The sequence below is a fragment of the Pseudomonas kairouanensis genome (assembly GCF_004682055.1).
GTDB classification, from domain to species: Bacteria; Pseudomonadota; Gammaproteobacteria; order Pseudomonadales; family Pseudomonadaceae; genus Aquipseudomonas; species Aquipseudomonas kairouanensis.
Genome location: NZ_QUZU01000035.1, coordinates 13,997 through 30,155, shown reverse-complemented (window position 1 = coordinate 30,155; position 16,159 = coordinate 13,997). Strand labels below are relative to the sequence as shown.

The 16,159-nt window shown below is 60.8% G+C and carries 19 protein-coding genes; 10 read left to right on the top strand and 9 right to left on the bottom strand.

The genetic code is table 11. The features are described from left to right. Positions 1-57 precede the first annotated feature (57 nt). Both DYL59_RS23055 and DYL59_RS23050 read left to right on the top strand, forming a co-directional pair. Positions 58-348 carry a DUF2782 domain-containing protein gene (locus DYL59_RS23055; RefSeq protein WP_017734691.1) on the top strand — a complete coding sequence of 97 codons (291 nt, stop codon included), beginning with the start codon at positions 58-60 and terminating at the stop codon, positions 346-348. Between the two features lie 56 nt (positions 349-404). Then, on the top strand, positions 405-1,358 hold the full coding sequence (locus DYL59_RS23050) for a homoserine kinase (RefSeq protein WP_135291245.1): 954 nt from the start codon (positions 405-407) through the stop codon (positions 1,356-1,358). A 127-nt stretch (positions 1,359-1,485) separates the two neighbouring features. Here the strand turns inward: DYL59_RS23050 and DYL59_RS23045 are convergent, their stop codons facing one another. After that, complete coding sequence (locus DYL59_RS23045) at positions 1,486-2,415, bottom strand: zinc ABC transporter substrate-binding protein (protein WP_135291244.1); 930 nt, start codon at positions 2,413-2,415, stop codon at positions 1,486-1,488. A 58-nt stretch (positions 2,416-2,473) separates the two neighbouring features. Between DYL59_RS23045 and zur the strand changes: the two genes are divergently transcribed. The 4 genes from zur to DYL59_RS23025 are packed head-to-tail and all read left to right on the top strand — an operon-like array spanning position 2,474 to position 5,279. Beyond that, complete coding sequence (zur, locus tag DYL59_RS23040; protein WP_017528744.1) at positions 2,474-2,956, top strand: zinc uptake transcriptional repressor Zur; 483 nt, start codon at positions 2,474-2,476, stop codon at positions 2,954-2,956. Continuing rightward, positions 2,956-3,741, top strand: a complete 786-nt coding sequence (gene znuC, locus DYL59_RS23035) for a zinc ABC transporter ATP-binding protein ZnuC (protein ID WP_135291243.1) — start codon at positions 2,956-2,958, stop codon at positions 3,739-3,741. The genes zur and znuC overlap by 1 nt, the downstream gene beginning before the upstream one ends. After that, positions 3,734-4,522, top strand: a complete 789-nt coding sequence (gene znuB / locus DYL59_RS23030) for a zinc ABC transporter permease subunit ZnuB (RefSeq protein WP_135291242.1) — start codon at positions 3,734-3,736, stop codon at positions 4,520-4,522. Before znuC ends, znuB begins: the two co-directional genes overlap by 8 nt. Positions 4,523-4,559: 37 nt before the next feature. Beyond that, entirely contained in the window at positions 4,560-5,279 is a 720-nt protein-coding gene (locus DYL59_RS23025; protein ID WP_135291241.1) for a PA5502 family lipoprotein, read from the top strand. Positions 5,280-5,381: 102 nt separating this feature from the next. Here the strand turns inward: DYL59_RS23025 and katE are convergent, their stop codons facing one another. Next, the gene (gene katE, locus DYL59_RS23020; RefSeq protein ID WP_135291240.1) at positions 5,382-7,511 is read right to left on the bottom strand and encodes a catalase HPII; all 2,130 of its coding nucleotides are present in this window, start codon (positions 7,509-7,511) and stop codon (positions 5,382-5,384) included. A 229-nt stretch (positions 7,512-7,740) separates the two neighbouring features. Between katE and DYL59_RS23015 the strand changes: the two genes are divergently transcribed. The 3 genes from DYL59_RS23015 to DYL59_RS23005 are packed head-to-tail and all read left to right on the top strand — an operon-like array spanning position 7,741 to position 10,244. Next, positions 7,741-8,748, top strand: coding sequence for a methionine ABC transporter ATP-binding protein (locus DYL59_RS23015; protein WP_135291239.1), 1,008 nt, complete (start codon positions 7,741-7,743; stop codon positions 8,746-8,748). Beyond that, positions 8,748-9,422 carry a methionine ABC transporter permease gene (locus DYL59_RS23010; protein ID WP_135291238.1) on the top strand — a complete coding sequence of 225 codons (675 nt, stop codon included), beginning with the start codon at positions 8,748-8,750 and terminating at the stop codon, positions 9,420-9,422. Before DYL59_RS23015 ends, DYL59_RS23010 begins: the two co-directional genes overlap by 1 nt. A 51-nt stretch (positions 9,423-9,473) precedes the next feature. Beyond that, the gene (locus DYL59_RS23005) at positions 9,474-10,244 is read left to right on the top strand and encodes a MetQ/NlpA family ABC transporter substrate-binding protein (protein WP_135291237.1); all 771 of its coding nucleotides are present in this window, start codon (positions 9,474-9,476) and stop codon (positions 10,242-10,244) included. 142 nt (positions 10,245-10,386) lie between these two features. On the opposite strand, the gene DYL59_RS23000 is transcribed toward DYL59_RS23005, so the two are convergent. Genes DYL59_RS23000 through DYL59_RS22980 form a run of 5 tightly spaced genes read right to left on the bottom strand, consistent with a single transcriptional unit; the run spans position 10,387 to position 14,313 of the window. Further along, complete coding sequence (locus DYL59_RS23000; protein ID WP_135291236.1) at positions 10,387-11,022, bottom strand: SCO family protein; 636 nt, start codon at positions 11,020-11,022, stop codon at positions 10,387-10,389. After that, positions 11,019-11,918, bottom strand: a complete 900-nt coding sequence (cyoE, locus tag DYL59_RS22995) for a heme o synthase (RefSeq protein ID WP_135291235.1) — start codon at positions 11,916-11,918, stop codon at positions 11,019-11,021. The genes DYL59_RS23000 and cyoE overlap by 4 nt, the downstream gene beginning before the upstream one ends. Beyond that, positions 11,906-12,985 (bottom strand): COX15/CtaA family protein, encoded by a 1,080-nt coding sequence (locus tag DYL59_RS22990; RefSeq protein WP_135291234.1) that lies wholly within the window; start codon positions 12,983-12,985, stop codon positions 11,906-11,908. The genes cyoE and DYL59_RS22990 overlap by 13 nt, the downstream gene beginning before the upstream one ends. Positions 12,986-12,995: 10 nt before the next feature. Then, on the bottom strand, positions 12,996-13,580 hold the full coding sequence (locus DYL59_RS22985) for a hypothetical protein (protein WP_135291233.1): 585 nt from the start codon (positions 13,578-13,580) through the stop codon (positions 12,996-12,998). Next, positions 13,546-14,313, bottom strand: coding sequence for an SURF1 family protein (locus tag DYL59_RS22980; protein ID WP_135291232.1), 768 nt, complete (start codon positions 14,311-14,313; stop codon positions 13,546-13,548). The genes DYL59_RS22985 and DYL59_RS22980 overlap by 35 nt, the downstream gene beginning before the upstream one ends. 28 nt (positions 14,314-14,341) lie before the next feature. On the opposite strand from DYL59_RS22980, the gene DYL59_RS22975 reads away from it, so the two are divergent. Then, positions 14,342-14,545, top strand: coding sequence for a twin transmembrane helix small protein (locus DYL59_RS22975; protein WP_012721507.1), 204 nt, complete (start codon positions 14,342-14,344; stop codon positions 14,543-14,545). Between the two features lie 6 nt (positions 14,546-14,551). Here DYL59_RS22975 and DYL59_RS22970 read toward each other — a convergent pair whose 3' ends face one another. Further along, the gene (locus DYL59_RS22970; protein WP_135291231.1) at positions 14,552-15,439 is read right to left on the bottom strand and encodes a cytochrome c oxidase subunit 3; all 888 of its coding nucleotides are present in this window, start codon (positions 15,437-15,439) and stop codon (positions 14,552-14,554) included. Between the two features lie 35 nt (positions 15,440-15,474). Continuing rightward, complete coding sequence (locus DYL59_RS22965; protein WP_135291230.1) at positions 15,475-16,026, bottom strand: cytochrome c oxidase assembly protein; 552 nt, start codon at positions 16,024-16,026, stop codon at positions 15,475-15,477. Positions 16,027-16,159: the final 133 nt, after the last annotated feature.

The window sequence follows — 16,159 nt, the reverse complement described above, 5'->3', positions numbered from 1 at the left end:
TCGGCGGGTCAGGCGCTAGAATAGCCGGACCAATGACGACAAAGGGACAAGGTTATCATGCGTACAGCGAATCGCTTGTTGTTGACCGGCTTGATTGCACTCCTGCCGCTGGCCGCCACGGCAGCCGACAGCGCCCCCGGTGGTGACCCTGAGGTCACGATCCGCACCGAAGGCGACAAAACCATCCAGGAATACCGTCAAAACGGCTTCCTGTACGCGATCAAGGTGACGCCCAAGGGCGCACCACCGTATTTTCTGGTGCGCGCGGACGGCACCGATGCGAACTTCATCCGCTCTGACCAGCCGGATATGCTGATCCCGTCATGGAAGATTTTCGAATGGAAATGATTTCTTAACTTCAATTGGCGCCGCCCACCGCGGCGCCCGTACTGGCAGTTTTAACCATGTCTGTGTTCACCCCCCTGGCTCGGCCCGAGCTGGAAACCTTCCTCGCCCCTTACGGCCTCGGCCGCCTGCTTGATTTCCAGGGAATTGCCGCCGGTAGCGAAAACACCAACTTCTTTATCAGCCTGGAGCAGGGCGAATTCGTCCTGACCCTGGTTGAGCGCGGTCCCGTCGCCGAGATGCCGTTCTTCATCGAACTGCTCGACGTGCTCCACGACGCCGATCTACCCGTGCCTTACGCCCTGCGCACCACCGATGGCGTAGCCCTGCGCGAACTCAAAGGCAAACCAGCCTTGCTGCAACCGCGCCTGGCCGGCAAGCACATCAAGGACGCCAACGCGCAGCATTGCGCCCAGGTTGGCGACCTGCTTGGCCATTTGCACCTGGCGACCCAGGGCGACAAGGTGCTGGAGCGCAAGACCGATCGCGGCCTGGACTGGATGCTCAGTGAAGGCGCGCAGCTGATTTCACACCTGGACGAGGCGCCACAACGCCTGCTGCAAGCTGCACTGGATGAAATCCAAGCCCACAAGGCTCAGATCCTCGCCCTGCCGCGCGCCAACCTCCATGCCGACCTGTTCCGCGACAACGCGATGTTCGAAGGTACCCACCTCACAGGCCTGATCGACTTCTACAACGCCTGCTCCGGCCCGATGCTGTATGACGTGGCCATCGCGCTGAATGACTGGTGTTCGGACGAAGACGGCGTGATCGACGGCCAACGCGCCCGTGCTTTGTTGGGCGCCTATGCGGGGCTGCGACCGTTTACCGCGAAAGAAGCTGAATTGTGGCCGACCCTACTGCGCGTGGCCTGTGTGCGGTTCTGGTTGTCACGCTTGATCGCGGCTGAGTCGTTTGCCGGGCAGGATGTGTTGATTCATGACCCGGCGGAGTTTGAGCACCGCTTGGCGCAACGCCAGCAGGTGACGATCCAACTGCCGTTCGCGCTTTAAAAGACAACCGGGATCAAAATATGGGAGGGGGCTTGCCCCCGATAGCAGTGTGTCAGTCAATGCATGTGCTGGCTGATCCACCGCAATCGGGGGCAAGCCCCCTCCCACATTTGATCTTCACCGGGTTTTAGAGCGATTCCAGGCACCCAGCCAAGTCATTCCCCAGTTTCTCCAGCACCTGCTCATAGCCTTGCGCTGTAGCCTGCGTGTACCCACCCAACGCATCCAACTCCGCCAGCTTCACCGGCAGGCCGGCCACCAGGGTCTCAGCCAGGCGCGGACGCAGCGGCGGCTCACTGAATACACAAGTCTTGCCCACTTCCTGCAACCGCGTGCGCATTGCGGCCACATGCTGGGCGCCCGGCTGGACTTCGGCGGCAACGCTGAATACACCGGCGTGCTTGAGGCCGTAGGCGTCTTCGAAATAATCGAAGGCTTCGTGGAAAACGAAATATGGCTTGTCGCCCACGGTCGCCAAGCGGGTTTTCAAGCGGGCATCCAATGCATCCAGGCGCTCGATGAACGCTTTCACGTTGCTCTGATAACGCGCCGCATTGGTAGGGTCGGCAGCGCTGAGGTCGGTTGCCATGCGCGTGGCAATCACCCGCGCATTCACCGTCGACAGCCACAAGTGCGCATCCAGGCTGCCTGGGCGGTGATCGTGGTCGTGTTCGTCGGCTTCGTCGGCGTGCGAGTGGCTATCTTCGGCAAAACGACGCAGTTTCATGCCTGGCAAGTCCTGCACGGCCGCGGCTGGCACGCTGCGCCCCTTGAGCACGCGGGGCAGGAAGCTCTCCATGTCCGGACCAATCCAGTACAGCAGGTCCACCGACTGCACGCGCCGTACGTCGGATGGGCGCAGTGCGTAGTTATGCGGCGAAGCACCCGGCGGCAGCAACACCTCGGGAACGCCCACGCCGTCCTGCACAGCCGCGGCAATCAACTGCAACGGCTTGATACTGGTCAGCACCTTGACCTCGGCCTGAGCGACCCCGGTAACGAACAAACTGGTGATGAATACGACAAAAACGGGAAAAAGTCGGGACACGATGACCACTCAATGGCGTAGGAACGGGTAACATAATAACGTCTCTATCAAATGTCTGTCGCCGCTCATGCCTAAAACACCGCTTGCCAGCCGTCCCCACGACCACTCTCACTGCGTGCATACCGCGCTGTCGGAGGCCGATACCCTCTGTGCACAGAAGGGTTTGCGCCTGACCGCCTTGCGCCGCCGTGTGCTGGAGCTGGTATGGCAGAGCCACAAGCCGCTGGGCGCCTACGACATCCTGGGCGTGCTCAGCGAACAGGACGGCCGTCGTGCAGCGCCACCCACCGTGTACCGCGCACTGGACTTCTTGCTGGAAAACGGTCTGGTGCACCGCATCGCCTCCCTCAACGCGTTCGTGGGCTGCAACCACCCGGAGCATGCGCATCAGGGCCAGTTCCTGATCTGCCGCGAATGCCACGCCGCCATCGAACTTGAACAAAAAAGCATCAGCGACGCGATCATCAAGAGCTCCGCCGACGTGGGTTTCAAGGTTGAAGGGCAAACGGTCGAAGTGGTCGGCCTATGCTCCGGTTGCCAGGGGGCCTGATGAGCAACGCGTTAATCCGCCTGGAACAGGTTGGGGTCACGTTCGCCGGGCAAGCCGTGCTGGATAACATCGCCCTTAGCGTGGAACCGGGGCAGATCGTGACGCTGATCGGCCCCAATGGCGCCGGCAAGACCACCTTGGTGCGCGCCGTGCTCGGCCTGCTCAAGCCCCACAGCGGCAGCGTGTGGCGCAAGCCCAAGCTGCGCGTGGGCTATATGCCGCAAAAACTGCACGTCGATCCGACCCTGCCTCTGTCGGTACTGCGCTTCCTGCGCCTGGTGCCCGGTGTGGATCGCGCCCGCGCCCAGGCTGCGCTCAAGGAAGTCGGCGCCGAACAGGTGATCGACAGTCCGGTGCAAAGCATCTCCGGCGGCGAAATGCAGCGCGTATTGCTGGCCCGCGCCCTGTTGCGCGAGCCGCAGCTGTTGGTGCTGGATGAACCGGTACAAGGCGTCGACGTCGCCGGCCAGGCCGAGCTGTACAGCCTGATCACCCGCCTGCGCGACCGCCATGGCTGCGGCGTGCTGATGGTGTCCCACGACCTGCACCTGGTCATGAGCACCACCGACCAGGTGGTGTGCCTCAACCGCCACGTATGCTGCTCCGGCCACCCGGAACAGGTCAGCGGCGACCCGGCGTTTGTCGAGCTGTTCGGTAAGAACGCACAGAGCCTGGCGATCTACCATCACCACCACGACCACGCCCATGACCTGCATGGCGCGGTCGTTGATGACCCAACCGCACCTCACACCCACGTTCATGGAGATAGCTGCAAGCATGGCTGATTTTCTGTTGTACGCCCTGCTGGCAGGCTTGGCTTTGGCACTGGTGGCGGGCCCACTGGGCTCGTTCGTGGTGTGGCGACGCATGGCCTATTTTGGCGACACGCTGTCCCACGCAGCGCTGTTGGGCGTGGCCATGGGCTTCTTGCTGGATGTGAGCCCGACCATCGCCGTAACCGTAGGCTGCCTGCTGCTGGCGGTGCTCCTGGTGACCCTGCAACAGCGCCAACCCCTGGCGTCCGACACCTTGCTGGGCATTCTGGCGCCAAGCACCTTGTCCCTCGGCCTGGTGGTGCTCAGCTTCATGCACGAAGTGCGCATCGACCTGATGGCCTACCTGTTTGGCGACCTGCTGGCGATCAGCACCACTGACCTGGCCTGGATCCTTGGCGGCAGTGCGCTCGTGCTGGTGCTGCTGGTGACCTTGTGGCGCCCGCTGCTGGCAATCACTGTGCATGAAGAGCTGGCAACCGTCGAAGGCCTGCCCGTGCCAACCCTGCGCATGGCCCTGATGTTGTTGATCGCCGTGGTGATTGCTGTCGCGATGAAGATTGTCGGCGTATTGTTGATCACGTCGCTGCTGATCATTCCTGCCGCCGCCGCCCAGCGCCATGCCCGGTCACCGGAGCAAATGGCGATCGGCGCCAGCCTGTTGGGGATGTTTGCAGTGTGCGGGGGCCTGGCGCTGTCATGGTTCAAGGACACGCCAGCAGGGCCATCGATTGTGGTCACGGCCGCCGCCCTGTTTCTGCTGAGTTTTGTCCTGCCCCGTCGAGGGGTGTAGACTTGCTCGCTTTTTGCGCAAATAGAGAGTCGCAGGAATGAAGCCGTTCACCTCCCGTTATCTGCTCCTTGCCGCATTTGCCCTGCTGCTGGGGGCCTGTCAAAGCACACCGCCCGCCGCCACCACGGCCCCGGACACACGTGCTGCGGCCATCGCGCAGCTGGAACAAAACCTGGCCAGCAGTGAGCTGGCCACCGCCGAAGATGAATTGGCCGCACTGCAAGCCCAGTCGCCCAACGACCCGACACTGGAGCCGTACCAGCGCCAGCTGGCCGAAGCCTACCTGCAGCGCAGCCAGATCGTGCTGCAAAAAGGCGATGTCAACGCAGCAGCCACCGCCTTGAGCCGTGCCCGCGCACTGATGCCCAAGGCACCGGCGCTGACCGGTGGCGTCAACAGCGCCATCAGCCATGCCCGCAAAGCCGAGTTGGATCAGGCCGAAGCAGCCTTGAAAGCAGCGGAGTCCAAGCCAGTCGCCAAAGTCATCGACCCGGCAGCCGAAAGCACCACCGTGGCGCTGAACCTCACCGATATCCAGGAACTGCGCCATCAGCTCGACGCAATTGCGACCGATGTGGTCAATTACCAGTGCGATGTGAGCATCCAGGTGCCGCGCACCGAGGACTACCCGTGGTTGGCCACCTTGCTGACCAAACGGGTCAAACGCATTGATTCGGGGTATGAACTGAAACTTCACCGGCAGATCTTGAAGAAGATTCCGGCGCAGGTGGTTTTGATTCCGCGCAAGGCGCAATAAAGCCATCGGGGGCAAGCCCCCTCCCACATTTTGAACTGTGAATACATTCAAAGTGTGGGAGGGGGCTTGCCCCCGATAGCCATCTAACAAACAACCAAAAGCTTAAGCCGGAACCGCCTTGGCCTTCGCCTCACGCTCCCAAACCCGATGCTGCCCAATCGCGGCAAAGAACGCCTTGAACGCTTTCGCATCCGACCCCACGATCAGCCCCGTATCCGCCTCCAGCTTCAACTGATCCAGCAACGGCTTGGCGTCAGTGGCCACGGTAATGGCCTTCAAATGCTTGTAAGCCTCAAGCAAGTAATGCAATGCCACGCCATCCCCGCTTAACGCCTTCACAGACTCTTTACCGCCGGGCACGAACACCGCGTCAAACGCCACCGATGGCAAGCCTTCCATGGACGCATCCACCGGCAGGCTCTTGCCATCCGCAGTGGTAACCGGCGCAGAGGTCGGCCCCAGCAGCTTGGCGTGGGCACCCTCAGCTTCCAACGCCTTCTTCAGCGCGGCAATTGCCACGCCGTCTACCCCATTGGCCGCCAGGATCGCCACTTTGCGCGTCTTGATATCCGCCGGCAGCAAGTTCGCCTGACTCAACGCAGGCGAGCGCGCCAACGAAGTCTTGCGCTCGGCCACCGTGCCTTTTTCAGGCACCGGCAGGCCCAGGTTCTGCGCCACACGCTTGGCCAATTCCAGATCAATATTGGCCAGGATCTCATTGACCTGGCGCGCACGAATAAACTCACGCTCGACCTTACCCAACTCAAAGCTGTAGGCCGCGATGATGTGCTCCTGCTCGTGCTTGCTCATGCTGCGGAAAAACAACCGCGCCTGAGAGAAGTGATCACCAAACGACTCGCTGCGCTCCCGCACCTTATGGGCATCGATGCGCTCGTAGTAAGACTCGAAGCCCCCGTCCTGCGCCGCAGGCGGGGTTTCTTTCGGCCAGCCGCCGTCGATCGAGTTGGGCTCATAGGCGGCACGGCCTTTATCAATCACCGTGCGGTGCATGGCATCGCGCTGGCCATTATGAAACGGCGCCACCGGCCGGTTGATCGGCAATTCATGAAAATTCGGACCACCGAGGCGGCTGATTTGGGTATCGGTGTAAGAAAACAGACGTCCCTGCAGCAGCGGATCATTGGAGAAGTCGATGCCCGGTACGATATGCCCAGGGCAGAACGCGACCTGCTCCACCTCGGCAAAGAAGTTATCGGGGTTGCGGTCCAGCACCATCTTGCCCAGCGGCGTGATTGGCACCAGCTCCTCAGGAATCAGCTTGGTCGGGTCAAGAATGTCGAAGTCGAACGCGTGCTCCTTATCTTCAGGAATCACCTGCACGCCCAGCTCCCACTCAGGGTAATCGCCGGTTTCGATGGACTCCCAAAGGTCGCGACGGTGGTAGTCGGTATCTTTACCTGCCAGCTTTTGCGCTTCATCCCACACCAGCGAGCAGGTACCCGCCGTAGGCCGCCAATGGAATTTGACGAAGTTGGAGACGCCTTCGGCATTGATAAAGCGGAAGGTATGCACGCCAAAACCCTGCATGCTGCGCAGGCTTTTAGGAATTGCACGGTCCGACATGGCCCAGATCACCATATGGGCCGACTCTGGCTGCAGTGAGACGAAATCCCAGAACGTATCGTGGGCAGAGCCGCCCGTAGGAATTTCATTGTGGGGCTCAGGTTTTACCGCATGCACGAAGTCAGGAAACTTGATTGCGTCCTGAATGAAAAACACTGGCATGTTGTTGCCCACCAGATCGAAGTTGCCTTCGTCGGTAAAGAATTTCACCGCAAAACCGCGCACGTCGCGCACTGTGTCGCCCGAGCCACGCGGGCCTTGTACGGTGGAAAAACGCACGAACACCGGGGTTTTGTGCCCAGGGTCCCGTAGGAAACCCGCCTTGGTAAGCGCCGAATGGTTCTCATAGCTCTGAAAATAGCCATGGGCGCCCGTACCCCGCGCATGCACGATGCGCTCGGGGATCCGCTCATGGTCAAAGTGCGTGATCTTTTCACGCATGATGAAATCTTCCAGCAGCGAGGGCCCGCGGGCGCCAGCCTTCAAGCTGTTCTGGTTGTCGGCAATCTTTACCCCTTGGTTGGTACGCAGCGCCTGGCCGGTGGCGTCGGAGCGAAACGCTTCCAGGGCCTGCAGCTTGGCATTGGTGTTGTTACGGTCCAGGGTGTCGGTTCCGGCGAGTTCGCTCTTTGGCTTTTTCGTGCTCATCAGTCAAAACTCCTTATTCAGGCCCAGGCACGGCACCCGGGACATGGCGTTGTTTAAGTAGTGACTGACAGGGGTTTGCACCGTTCCTTTTTTATGACCTTTGATCGCGTTATTGCCAAATCGCTGGATGGATACGAAATAAATGCTAAGAAACGCTATACGGACAGGCTAAAATGCGCGCCCGGCTAACCGCTGATCCCTTTTCCATGCGCCCCACAAGGTTCGCTACGTGATCGAGTTTCATAACGTCCATAAAACCTACCGCGTCGCCGGTAAGGATATCCCCGCCCTGCACCCCACCAGCCTGAGCGTCGAGAACGGCCAGGTGTTTGGCCTTATCGGCCATTCGGGTGCGGGCAAAAGCACCCTGCTGCGCCTGATCAACCGCCTCGAAGAACCGAGCGGCGGCAAAATCACGGTGGATGGCGAAGAAGTCACCGCCCTGGACGCCAACGGCCTGCGCCGTTTCCGCCAGCAGGTCGGCATGATCTTCCAGCACTTCAACCTGCTGGCCTCCAAGACCGTGGCCGACAACGTGGCGCTGCCGCTGACCCTGGCCGGTGAATTGTCGCGCAAGGACATCGACCTGCGCGTGGCCGAACTGCTGGCCCGTGTCGGCCTGTCAGACCACGCCAAGAAGTACCCGGCGCAGTTGTCCGGCGGCCAGAAGCAGCGCGTCGGCATCGCCCGCGCCTTGGCGACCAAGCCCAAGATTTTGCTGTGTGATGAGGCCACCAGCGCCCTCGACCCGCAGACCACCGCCTCGGTGCTGCAACTGCTGGCCGAGATCAACCGTGAGCTCAAGCTGACCATCGTGCTGATCACCCATGAAATGGATGTGATCCGCCGAGTCTGCGACCAGGTGGCCGTGATGGACGCCGGCGTGATCGTCGAGCAAGGCTCGGTGGCCGACGTATTCCTGCACCCCAAGCACCCGACCACCAAACGCTTCGTGCAAGAGTCCGAGCAAGTTGACGAAAACGAACAGCGTGATGACTTCGCTCACGTTCCGGGCCGTATCGTGCGCCTGACGTTCCAGGGCGAAGCGACCTACGCACCGCTGCTGGGTACCGTCGCTCGTGAAACAGGTGTGGACTACAGCATCCTCGCCGGTCGTATCGACCGCATCAAAGACATCCCTTACGGGCAACTGACCCTCGCCGTCACCGGTGGCGACATGGAAGCGGCGTTTGCCCGCTTTACCGCCGCCGACGTCCACATGGAGGTCCTGCGCTAATGGAAGCCCTGTTGAGTTTCTTCGCCAATATCGACTGGTCGGAAATCTGGCTCGCCACCGGCGACACCATGACTATGCTGTTCGGCTCGCTGTTCTTCACTGTGGTGCTGGGCCTGCCGTTGGGCGTGCTGCTGTTCCTGACCAGCCCGCGCCAGCTGTTTGAGCAAAAAGGCCTGTACGCGCTGCTTTCGTTGATCGTGAACATCCTGCGCTCGCTGCCGTTCATCATCCTGTTGATCGTGATGATTCCGTTCACCGTGCTGATCACCGGCACTTCGCTGGGTGTAGCCGGTGCAATCCCGCCGCTGGTCGTGGGCGCTACGCCGTTCTTTGCGCGCTTGGTGGAAACCGCCCTGCGTGAAGTGGACCGCGGCATTATCGAAGCCACCCAGTCCATGGGCGCCACCACTCGCCAAATCATCACCAACGCCCTGCTGCCCGAGGCCCGCCCTGGCATTTTCGCGGCGATTACGGTGACGGCGATTACACTGGTGTCCTACACGGCCATGGCCGGTGTGGTCGGCGCAGGCGGCCTGGGTGACCTGGCTATCCGCTTCGGTTATCAGCGTTTCCAGACCGATGTCATGGTGGTCACCGTGGTAATGCTGTTGATCCTGGTGCAAATTCTGCAAACCGTCGGCGACAAGCTGGTGGTGCATTTTTCTCGAAAATAACGGCCATTGCCGGCCAAAAGCCGGCAAATGCCCGAACAAGGAGCTTGTTGGATGAAAAAACTACTGGTTGCTTTCGCCGCCGTTGCAGCGTTTTCTGCACATGCCGAGACCCTCACGGTCGCCGCCTCGCCGGTTCCGCACGCAGAAATCCTGGAATTCGTGAAACCTGCCCTGGCCAAAGAAGGCGTGGACCTGCAGGTCAAGGTCTTCACCGACTACGTGCAGCCCAACGTACAGGTGGCCGAAAAGCGCCTGGACGCCAACTTCTTTCAGCACCAGCCGTACCTGGATGAGTTCAACAAAGCCAAGGGCACTCACCTGGTGAGCGTCGGTGCCGTGCACCTGGAACCCCTGGGCGCTTATTCCAGCAAGTACAAGAAGCTGGACGAACTGCCTAGCGGTGCCAATGTGGTCATCCCGAACGACGCCACCAATGGCGGTCGCGCGCTGTTGCTGCTGAACAAAGCCGGCGTGATCAAATTGAAGGACTCGACCAACATCCTGTCGACCATCAAGGACATCACCGAAAACCCGAAAAACCTGAAATTCCGCGAACTGGAAGCCGCCACCCTGCCGCGCGTACTGACCCAGGTCGACCTGGCGCTGATCAACACCAACTACGCCCTGGAAGCCAAGCTGGACCCTTCCAAGGACGCGCTGGTGATCGAAGGCAACGACTCGCCGTACGTGAACATCCTGGTGACCCGCGAAGACAACAAGGATTCGGACGCGGTGAAGAAGCTGGTTGCAGCCCTGCACACGCCTGAGGTGAAGCAGTTCATCGAAGAGAAGTACAAAGGCGCGATCAAGCCGGCGTTCTGATGTAACCCGATCTCCCAAACACTGGAGATCAAAATGTGGGAGGGGGCTTGCCCCCGATAGCAGTGGGTCAGCCACCAGATGCAGTGACTGACCTTTAGCAATCGGGGGCAAGCCCCCTCCCACATTTGTTTTGTGTTGTCTGTTATTTGCGCTGTAACAGGCCCGGCAACTGCGCGACTAGCTTCTGGTTATTCAACGGCGCCCGAATAAACCCACGCTGCGTCCCATCCGGCCCGATCACCGCCAGGTTGCCGCTGTGGTCCACGGTGTAGTTCGGCTTGCTGGTATCGGCGGGAATAAACGGAATGCTCACCGCATTCGACACCTTCTGAACCTCGTCCACATTCGCACCGGTCAGGCCGACAAACTGCGGATCGAAGTAGCCCAGGTACTGCTTGAGCTGGGTCGGCGTGTCGCGGTGCGGGTCGACGCTGACCAGGATCACCTGCAACTTATCCACAACGTCCTTGGGTAGCTCGCTCTTGATCTGGCGCAGTTGGGCGAGGGTGGTGGGGCAGATGTCCGGGCAGAAGGTGTAGCCGAAAAACAGCAGGCTCCATTTGCCTTTCAACTCGTTGACCACTACTGGCTGGCCGTCCTGGTTGGTCATGCTGACCGGTGGCAGTTGGCGGCTCTGGGGCAGCAGGATGATGCCGGCGTCGATCAATGCCGTGGGGTCGCCCTGGCCTTTGCCACTGAGCACTTTGTTGACGGTCAGGCCCATGATCAACGCGACGATGGCCACCAGGATGAAGACGGTTTTTTGAGTTCGGGTCATAGGTTCAACAATAGGTAGTGGTCTACGAGCAGGGCGATAAACAGCAACAACAAGTACCAGATAGAGTACTTGAAGGTGTTGATCGCCGCGTGCGGCCGACCGCCACGGTACAACACCCAGGCCCATTGCAGAAAGCGCACGCCCAATACCAGTGCACAGGCCAGGTAAAGCAGACCGCTCATATGGATCACATAAGGCATCAGGCTTACCGCCAGTAGGGCGAAGGTGTAGAGCAGGATATGCACCTTGGTGTAGTGCTCGCCATGGGTGACCGGCAGCATAGGGATATCGGCCTTGGCGTATTCCTCCTTGCGGTGAATGGCCAGCGCCCAGAAGTGCGGTGGGGTCCAGGCGAAGATGATCAGCACCAACAGTAAAGGCTCGGCGCTGACATGCCCGGTGACCGCGACCCACCCCAGCAACGGCGGCGCCGCACCGGCCAAGCCGCCGATGACGATATTCTGCGGCGTCGCACGCTTGAGAAAGCCGGTGTAGATCACCGCATAACCCAGCAGCGAAGCCAATGTAAGCCACGCCGCCAGGGGGTTGGTAAATGCCAGCAGCAGGGCGAGTCCCGCAATTGCCAAAAACAACGCAAAAGCCAACGCCGCCACAGGCGACACGCGCCCCTCTGCCAAAGGCCGCTTGTGCGTACGCGCCATCACCGCATCGATCCGCCGGTCCACCACATGGTTGACCGCTGCCGCCCCACCGGCACACAGGGCAATACCCAAATTGCCGAACACCAGCACCGTCCACGGCACTCCGGCGCGGGTCGCAAGGAACATCCCTACCAGCGACGTGATGAGCATCAGCACCACCACTTTCGGCTTGGTCAGTTCCAGATAGTCGCGCCAGATCGCTCGCTCGTGCCGTGCGCCGATCAAGGTCGCCATGGCGTCTCTCCTTTAAGGGTGATGAGGCCCGATACGTGTTTGCGCGGGATGAAGCGCCAGCCGAACGGCAATTGGTTACGCACCCGGACCAGGCTGGTGCGGGCGTGGTAATTGACCACCACCAACGTCAATAACAACGCTGCGCCACCCGCGTTATGCGCCACCGCCACCGGCAATGGCAGATGGAAATACACATTGCTCAAGCCCAGGCAGATTTGTGCGGCCAGGGCGATCAACAGCAAGCCTGCCAGGCGCGTCATACCCACTCCCTTGAGCTGCCAGGCCAGGCCCAGCAGCACCAGCGAAACCACCACGGCACCCACGCGATGGGTCAGGTGAATCGCCGTACGCGCCTCGCTGTCCAACTGCCCACCCAGGTAATTGGGGCCGATGTGCTGGGTCAGGTGAAAGCCGTTGGCAAAGTCTGCGGCCGGCCACCACTGCCCATGACAGGTGGGCAAATCGATACAGGCTACCGCCGCATAGTTGGAGCTGACCCAGCCCCCCAGCGCAATCTGCCCGATCACCAGCACTAACCCGGCGGTGGCCCAATATTGCAGGCGCTTGGGCACGATCAATGCGGGCAGCACGCCAGATAAGCGCAAGGTCAGCAGAAACAACAGGCTCAAGGTGGCAAAGCCGCCCAGCAAATGCCCGGTGACCACTTGCGGCCACAGCTTCAACGTCACGGTCCACATGCCGAACGCGGCCTGGGCGAACACCACCACCAACACAAACAAGGGCAACTTCACCGGCTGGCCCGGATCACGCCGATGCCGCCACGAGCGCGCCGCCAGCAACGCAATCAGCACGCCCAAGGTGCCGGCAAAATAGCGATGGGTCATCTCCGCCCAGCCCTTGTCGGCCTCCACCGGCGCGTCAGGGAAATGCAGTTCGGCATGGGCCAGCTGGGCTTCGCTCTGTGGCACGCCGATAAAGCCGTAGCACCCCGGCCAGTCCGGGCAGCCCAGGCCCGCGTGGGTCAAGCGGGTATAGGCGCCCAACAGCACGACGATCAGCGCCAGCAAGGTGGCAAACAACGCGAGGCGAAATCCAGGTTTGGCCATGACGATGCCCTTATCCGATGTTCGACAGTTTCAGCAGGTGGCGCAGGTCGTTGAGCAAGTCCTTGCCCTTGACCTTGGCGTCGTAGCGCAGCACCAGGTTGCCGTGGGGGTCGACGATCCACAGCTGCGCTTCGCCAGGCGCGGCGGCGTTCTGGGTGAAGGTCGACAGGTCCAGCGCGAAGCGTTGCAATTGGGGGTATTCGGCCTTGAGCTTGGCCTCGTAGTCGCTGCTCACCGGTTGCGCACTGGCCAAGGCGTGGCTGGCACGGGAAGCATCGCGGCCCAGGCCGATTTGCAGCTGGCGTGCCAGGTACACCAGTTGCTGGCAGTCGGCGGCGCAAGCGGCGGGCGCGGTCACCAGCAGTTGCCAGCGCGATTCATCGGCCTGCACCCCGATATCGGCGCGGGTCTGGCCATTGCCGATCATCTGGCCGTGGTAGCTGCGGCTGTCCGGCACCCAGAACTGCAACTTGTACATGAAGGTGGCCAGCACCATCGGGCCGATCACCATCATCAGGATCAGGATCAACTGCCAACGGCCTTTGCGCCGATCTGGCAGCTCAGACACCTTGGGTGGATTCATGGCCGTTCCCATGGGGCTTCTCCTTTTTTGTGTTGTGCCAGCCGAGGTAGAGGTAAAGCGCCAGCAACGCCAGCGCCATGGCGAACCATTGCACGGCATACCCCAGGTGTTTTTCCGGGCCCATGGCGACTACCGCCCATGTGGTGTCGTATGTGAAGGGGCCGGGTTCGGCGCGCAGTTCGTAGGCAAACCCCGTGCGACCCAGCTCGGCCCACAGGGCGGCCGGATGCAACGCGGTCAACAGGCGCGGCCATTGAGCAGTCGCCGGGTCGGCGTGCAACTGAAAGGTTTCACCAGGGGCGACGTAGACCCAGGCATCGAGGTTCAAGGGTTGCCCAGGCGTGGTGAAGGCGGGCGGGGTGCGACGGTCTGGCCAGGGCAGCCAGCCACGATTGAGCAACAGCCACTGGCCGCTGACCTGGTCGTGAAAGGGTTGCAGCAACTCCACTCCCGCCTTGCCGTCGCGCATGCGGTTGTCGAGCAACACGCTGTGCTCGGCGTCGAGCTGCCCGCGCAAACGCACACGGCGAAAGGCCGGGTCATCCAGCTCATTGAGTTGTACACCGCTGACCGGCTCAGCCACACGCCGTTCGGCGTAGCTGTCCACTAACCGCTGCTTTTCATGGCCACGAGACAGTTGCCAGAAGCCCAGGCCGACCATCAACGGCAGCAGCACCCACACCACCAGTGTCGGTGCAAGCCCTGGGCGAAAGCGTTTCATGGTGCTGGCTATACTTGTTTTCATTGCCCGCCCATCCCGTTGGAGCTACATCATGCTCAAAGCCGCTATTGCCCTGATGCTGATCGCGACCGTCGTGAGCCTGTTCAGTGGCTTGTTCTTTCTGGTCAAGGACGAGGGCAACTCCAATCGCCTCGTCACTGCCTTGACCGTGCGTGTGGTGCTGGCCGTAATCACCCTGGCGTTGATCACCTGGGGCTTTTTCAGCGGCCAGCTGGTGTCTCATGCGCCGTGGTAAGGCGCCTCACAGCACGTAAACGAAGAAGAACAGCCCAATCCACACCACATCCACAAAGTGCCAATACCAACTGGCCGCCTCGAAGCCGAACTGGTGCTCGGCATTGAAATGCCCCTTGAGGATGCGCATCAGCATCACGAACAAAATAATTGTGCCGATGGTCACGTGGGCGCCATGAAAGCCCGTCAGCATGAAGAAGGTTGCGCCATACACGCCTGAGCCCAACGTGAGACCCAGCTCTTTATAGGCATGGATGTATTCCTCGGCCTGAAACCCGAGAAACGCCAGGCCCAGCAGCACCGTGATCGCCAACCAGATCTTCAGCGCGCCGCGATGGCCTTTGCGCAGGGCATGGTGGGCGATGGTGATGGTCACGCTGGAACTCACCAGCAAAATGGTGTTGACCAGCGGCAACCCCCACGGGCTGATGGTGCCTTCCGGCGCCGGGTACAGTTTGGGGTCGGGGTTGTTGAGCAACGGCCAGGCGAATTCGAAGTTCGGCCACAGCATGTGCGCAACGCCTTTTGAGCCTTCGCCCGCCAACCAGGGCGCCGACATGTGCCGCACATAAAACAGCGCACCGAAGAAGGCAATAAAGAACATCACTTCGGAAAAGATGAACCAGGTCATACCCCAGCGAAACGAGCGATCCATCTGCGGGCTGTACAAACCGGCGTGGCTTTCCTTGATCACCGCGCCAAACCAGCCGAACAGCATGTAGGCCAACAACAGCCCGCCCACAAAAAAGATCCACGGACCGTGGGATTCCGGGCGTGCCGCCTTCAAGTCGTTGAACCACACGGCCAACCCGTACACGGTGATCAACAGGCCAAACGTGGCAATTATTGGCCATTTGCTTTGCGCTGGTACGTAGTACGTATCATGAGACGACATGTATTCGCTCTCCTGATTGAGGGGGCAAACAGTAGCTAGCCGCCCGTGTGGGCAGCCACCGGCGGCTGGCGCGCAGTGATATCAAACAGCGTGTACGCCAGGGTCAAATGCTTCACATCCTTGGGCATGTCGCGGTCGACAATAAAACGTACGGGCATTTCGATACGCTGGCCCGGCTGCAGCACCTGTTGGGTGAAGCAAAAGCATTCGGTCTTGTGGAAATACATCGCCGCTTCGGCGGGAGAAATACTCGGGACGGCCTGGGCGGTCATGGGTTTATCGGTGGGGTTGTAGGCCACGAACAGCATCTCGGTCACTGCGCCCGGATTGACCACCACTTCATCGGCCTTGGCATAAAAGTCCCAGACCATATCGATGGCATTGGTGGACAGGAACTGCACGCGCACTTGGCGCGACGGGTCCACCACTTGCGAGCCCTCGTACTGCCCGGCGGTCTTGCCATTGATGCCGAAGGCCTTGCACATCACGTCGTAGATCGGCACCAGGGCGAAGCCGAAGGCGAACATGGCGACTACCAGTATCAGCAGTCGGGTGACGAGGCGCTTGAGGGGCACGGAGTCAGCCATGGCGCTCACCCAAAGCGAACTCGGTCAATGTGGGAGCGGGCTTGCTCGCGAAGGCGGCTTGCCAGGCACTGCTTGTGGCGGCTGATACACCGCTTTCGCGAGCAAGCCCGCTCCCACATTGACGGTGTTCACA

What these genes read in the sequence shown, in the direction of transcription:
- DYL59_RS23055 (WP_017734691.1), top strand. Translation starts at nt 58, where the DNA reads ATGCGTACAGCGAATCGCTTGTTGTTGACCGGCTTGATTGCACTCCTG.
- DYL59_RS23050 (WP_135291245.1), top strand. Translation starts at nt 405, where the DNA reads ATGTCTGTGTTCACCCCCCTGGCTCGGCCCGAGCTGGAAACCTTCCTC.
- zur (WP_017528744.1), top strand. Translation starts at nt 2,474, where the DNA reads ATGCCTAAAACACCGCTTGCCAGCCGTCCCCACGACCACTCTCACTGC.
- znuC (WP_135291243.1), top strand. Translation starts at nt 2,956, where the DNA reads ATGAGCAACGCGTTAATCCGCCTGGAACAGGTTGGGGTCACGTTCGCC.
- znuB (WP_135291242.1), top strand. Translation starts at nt 3,734, where the DNA reads ATGGCTGATTTTCTGTTGTACGCCCTGCTGGCAGGCTTGGCTTTGGCA.
- DYL59_RS23025 (WP_135291241.1), top strand. Translation starts at nt 4,560, where the DNA reads ATGAAGCCGTTCACCTCCCGTTATCTGCTCCTTGCCGCATTTGCCCTG.
- katE (WP_135291240.1), bottom strand. Translation starts at nt 7,511, where the DNA reads ATGAGCACGAAAAAGCCAAAGAGCGAACTCGCCGGAACCGACACCCTG.
- DYL59_RS23010 (WP_135291238.1), top strand. Translation starts at nt 8,748, where the DNA reads ATGGAAGCCCTGTTGAGTTTCTTCGCCAATATCGACTGGTCGGAAATC.
- DYL59_RS23005 (WP_135291237.1), top strand. Translation starts at nt 9,474, where the DNA reads ATGAAAAAACTACTGGTTGCTTTCGCCGCCGTTGCAGCGTTTTCTGCA.
- DYL59_RS23000 (WP_135291236.1), bottom strand. Translation starts at nt 11,022, where the DNA reads ATGACCCGAACTCAAAAAACCGTCTTCATCCTGGTGGCCATCGTCGCG.
- cyoE (WP_135291235.1), bottom strand. Translation starts at nt 11,918, where the DNA reads ATGGCGACCTTGATCGGCGCACGGCACGAGCGAGCGATCTGGCGCGAC.
- DYL59_RS22990 (WP_135291234.1), bottom strand. Translation starts at nt 12,985, where the DNA reads ATGGCCAAACCTGGATTTCGCCTCGCGTTGTTTGCCACCTTGCTGGCG.
- DYL59_RS22985 (WP_135291233.1), bottom strand. Translation starts at nt 13,580, where the DNA reads ATGGGAACGGCCATGAATCCACCCAAGGTGTCTGAGCTGCCAGATCGG.
- DYL59_RS22980 (WP_135291232.1), bottom strand. Translation starts at nt 14,313, where the DNA reads ATGAAAACAAGTATAGCCAGCACCATGAAACGCTTTCGCCCAGGGCTT.
- DYL59_RS22975 (WP_012721507.1), top strand. Translation starts at nt 14,342, where the DNA reads ATGCTCAAAGCCGCTATTGCCCTGATGCTGATCGCGACCGTCGTGAGC.
- DYL59_RS22970 (WP_135291231.1), bottom strand. Translation starts at nt 15,439, where the DNA reads ATGTCGTCTCATGATACGTACTACGTACCAGCGCAAAGCAAATGGCCA.
- DYL59_RS22965 (WP_135291230.1), bottom strand. Translation starts at nt 16,026, where the DNA reads ATGGCTGACTCCGTGCCCCTCAAGCGCCTCGTCACCCGACTGCTGATA.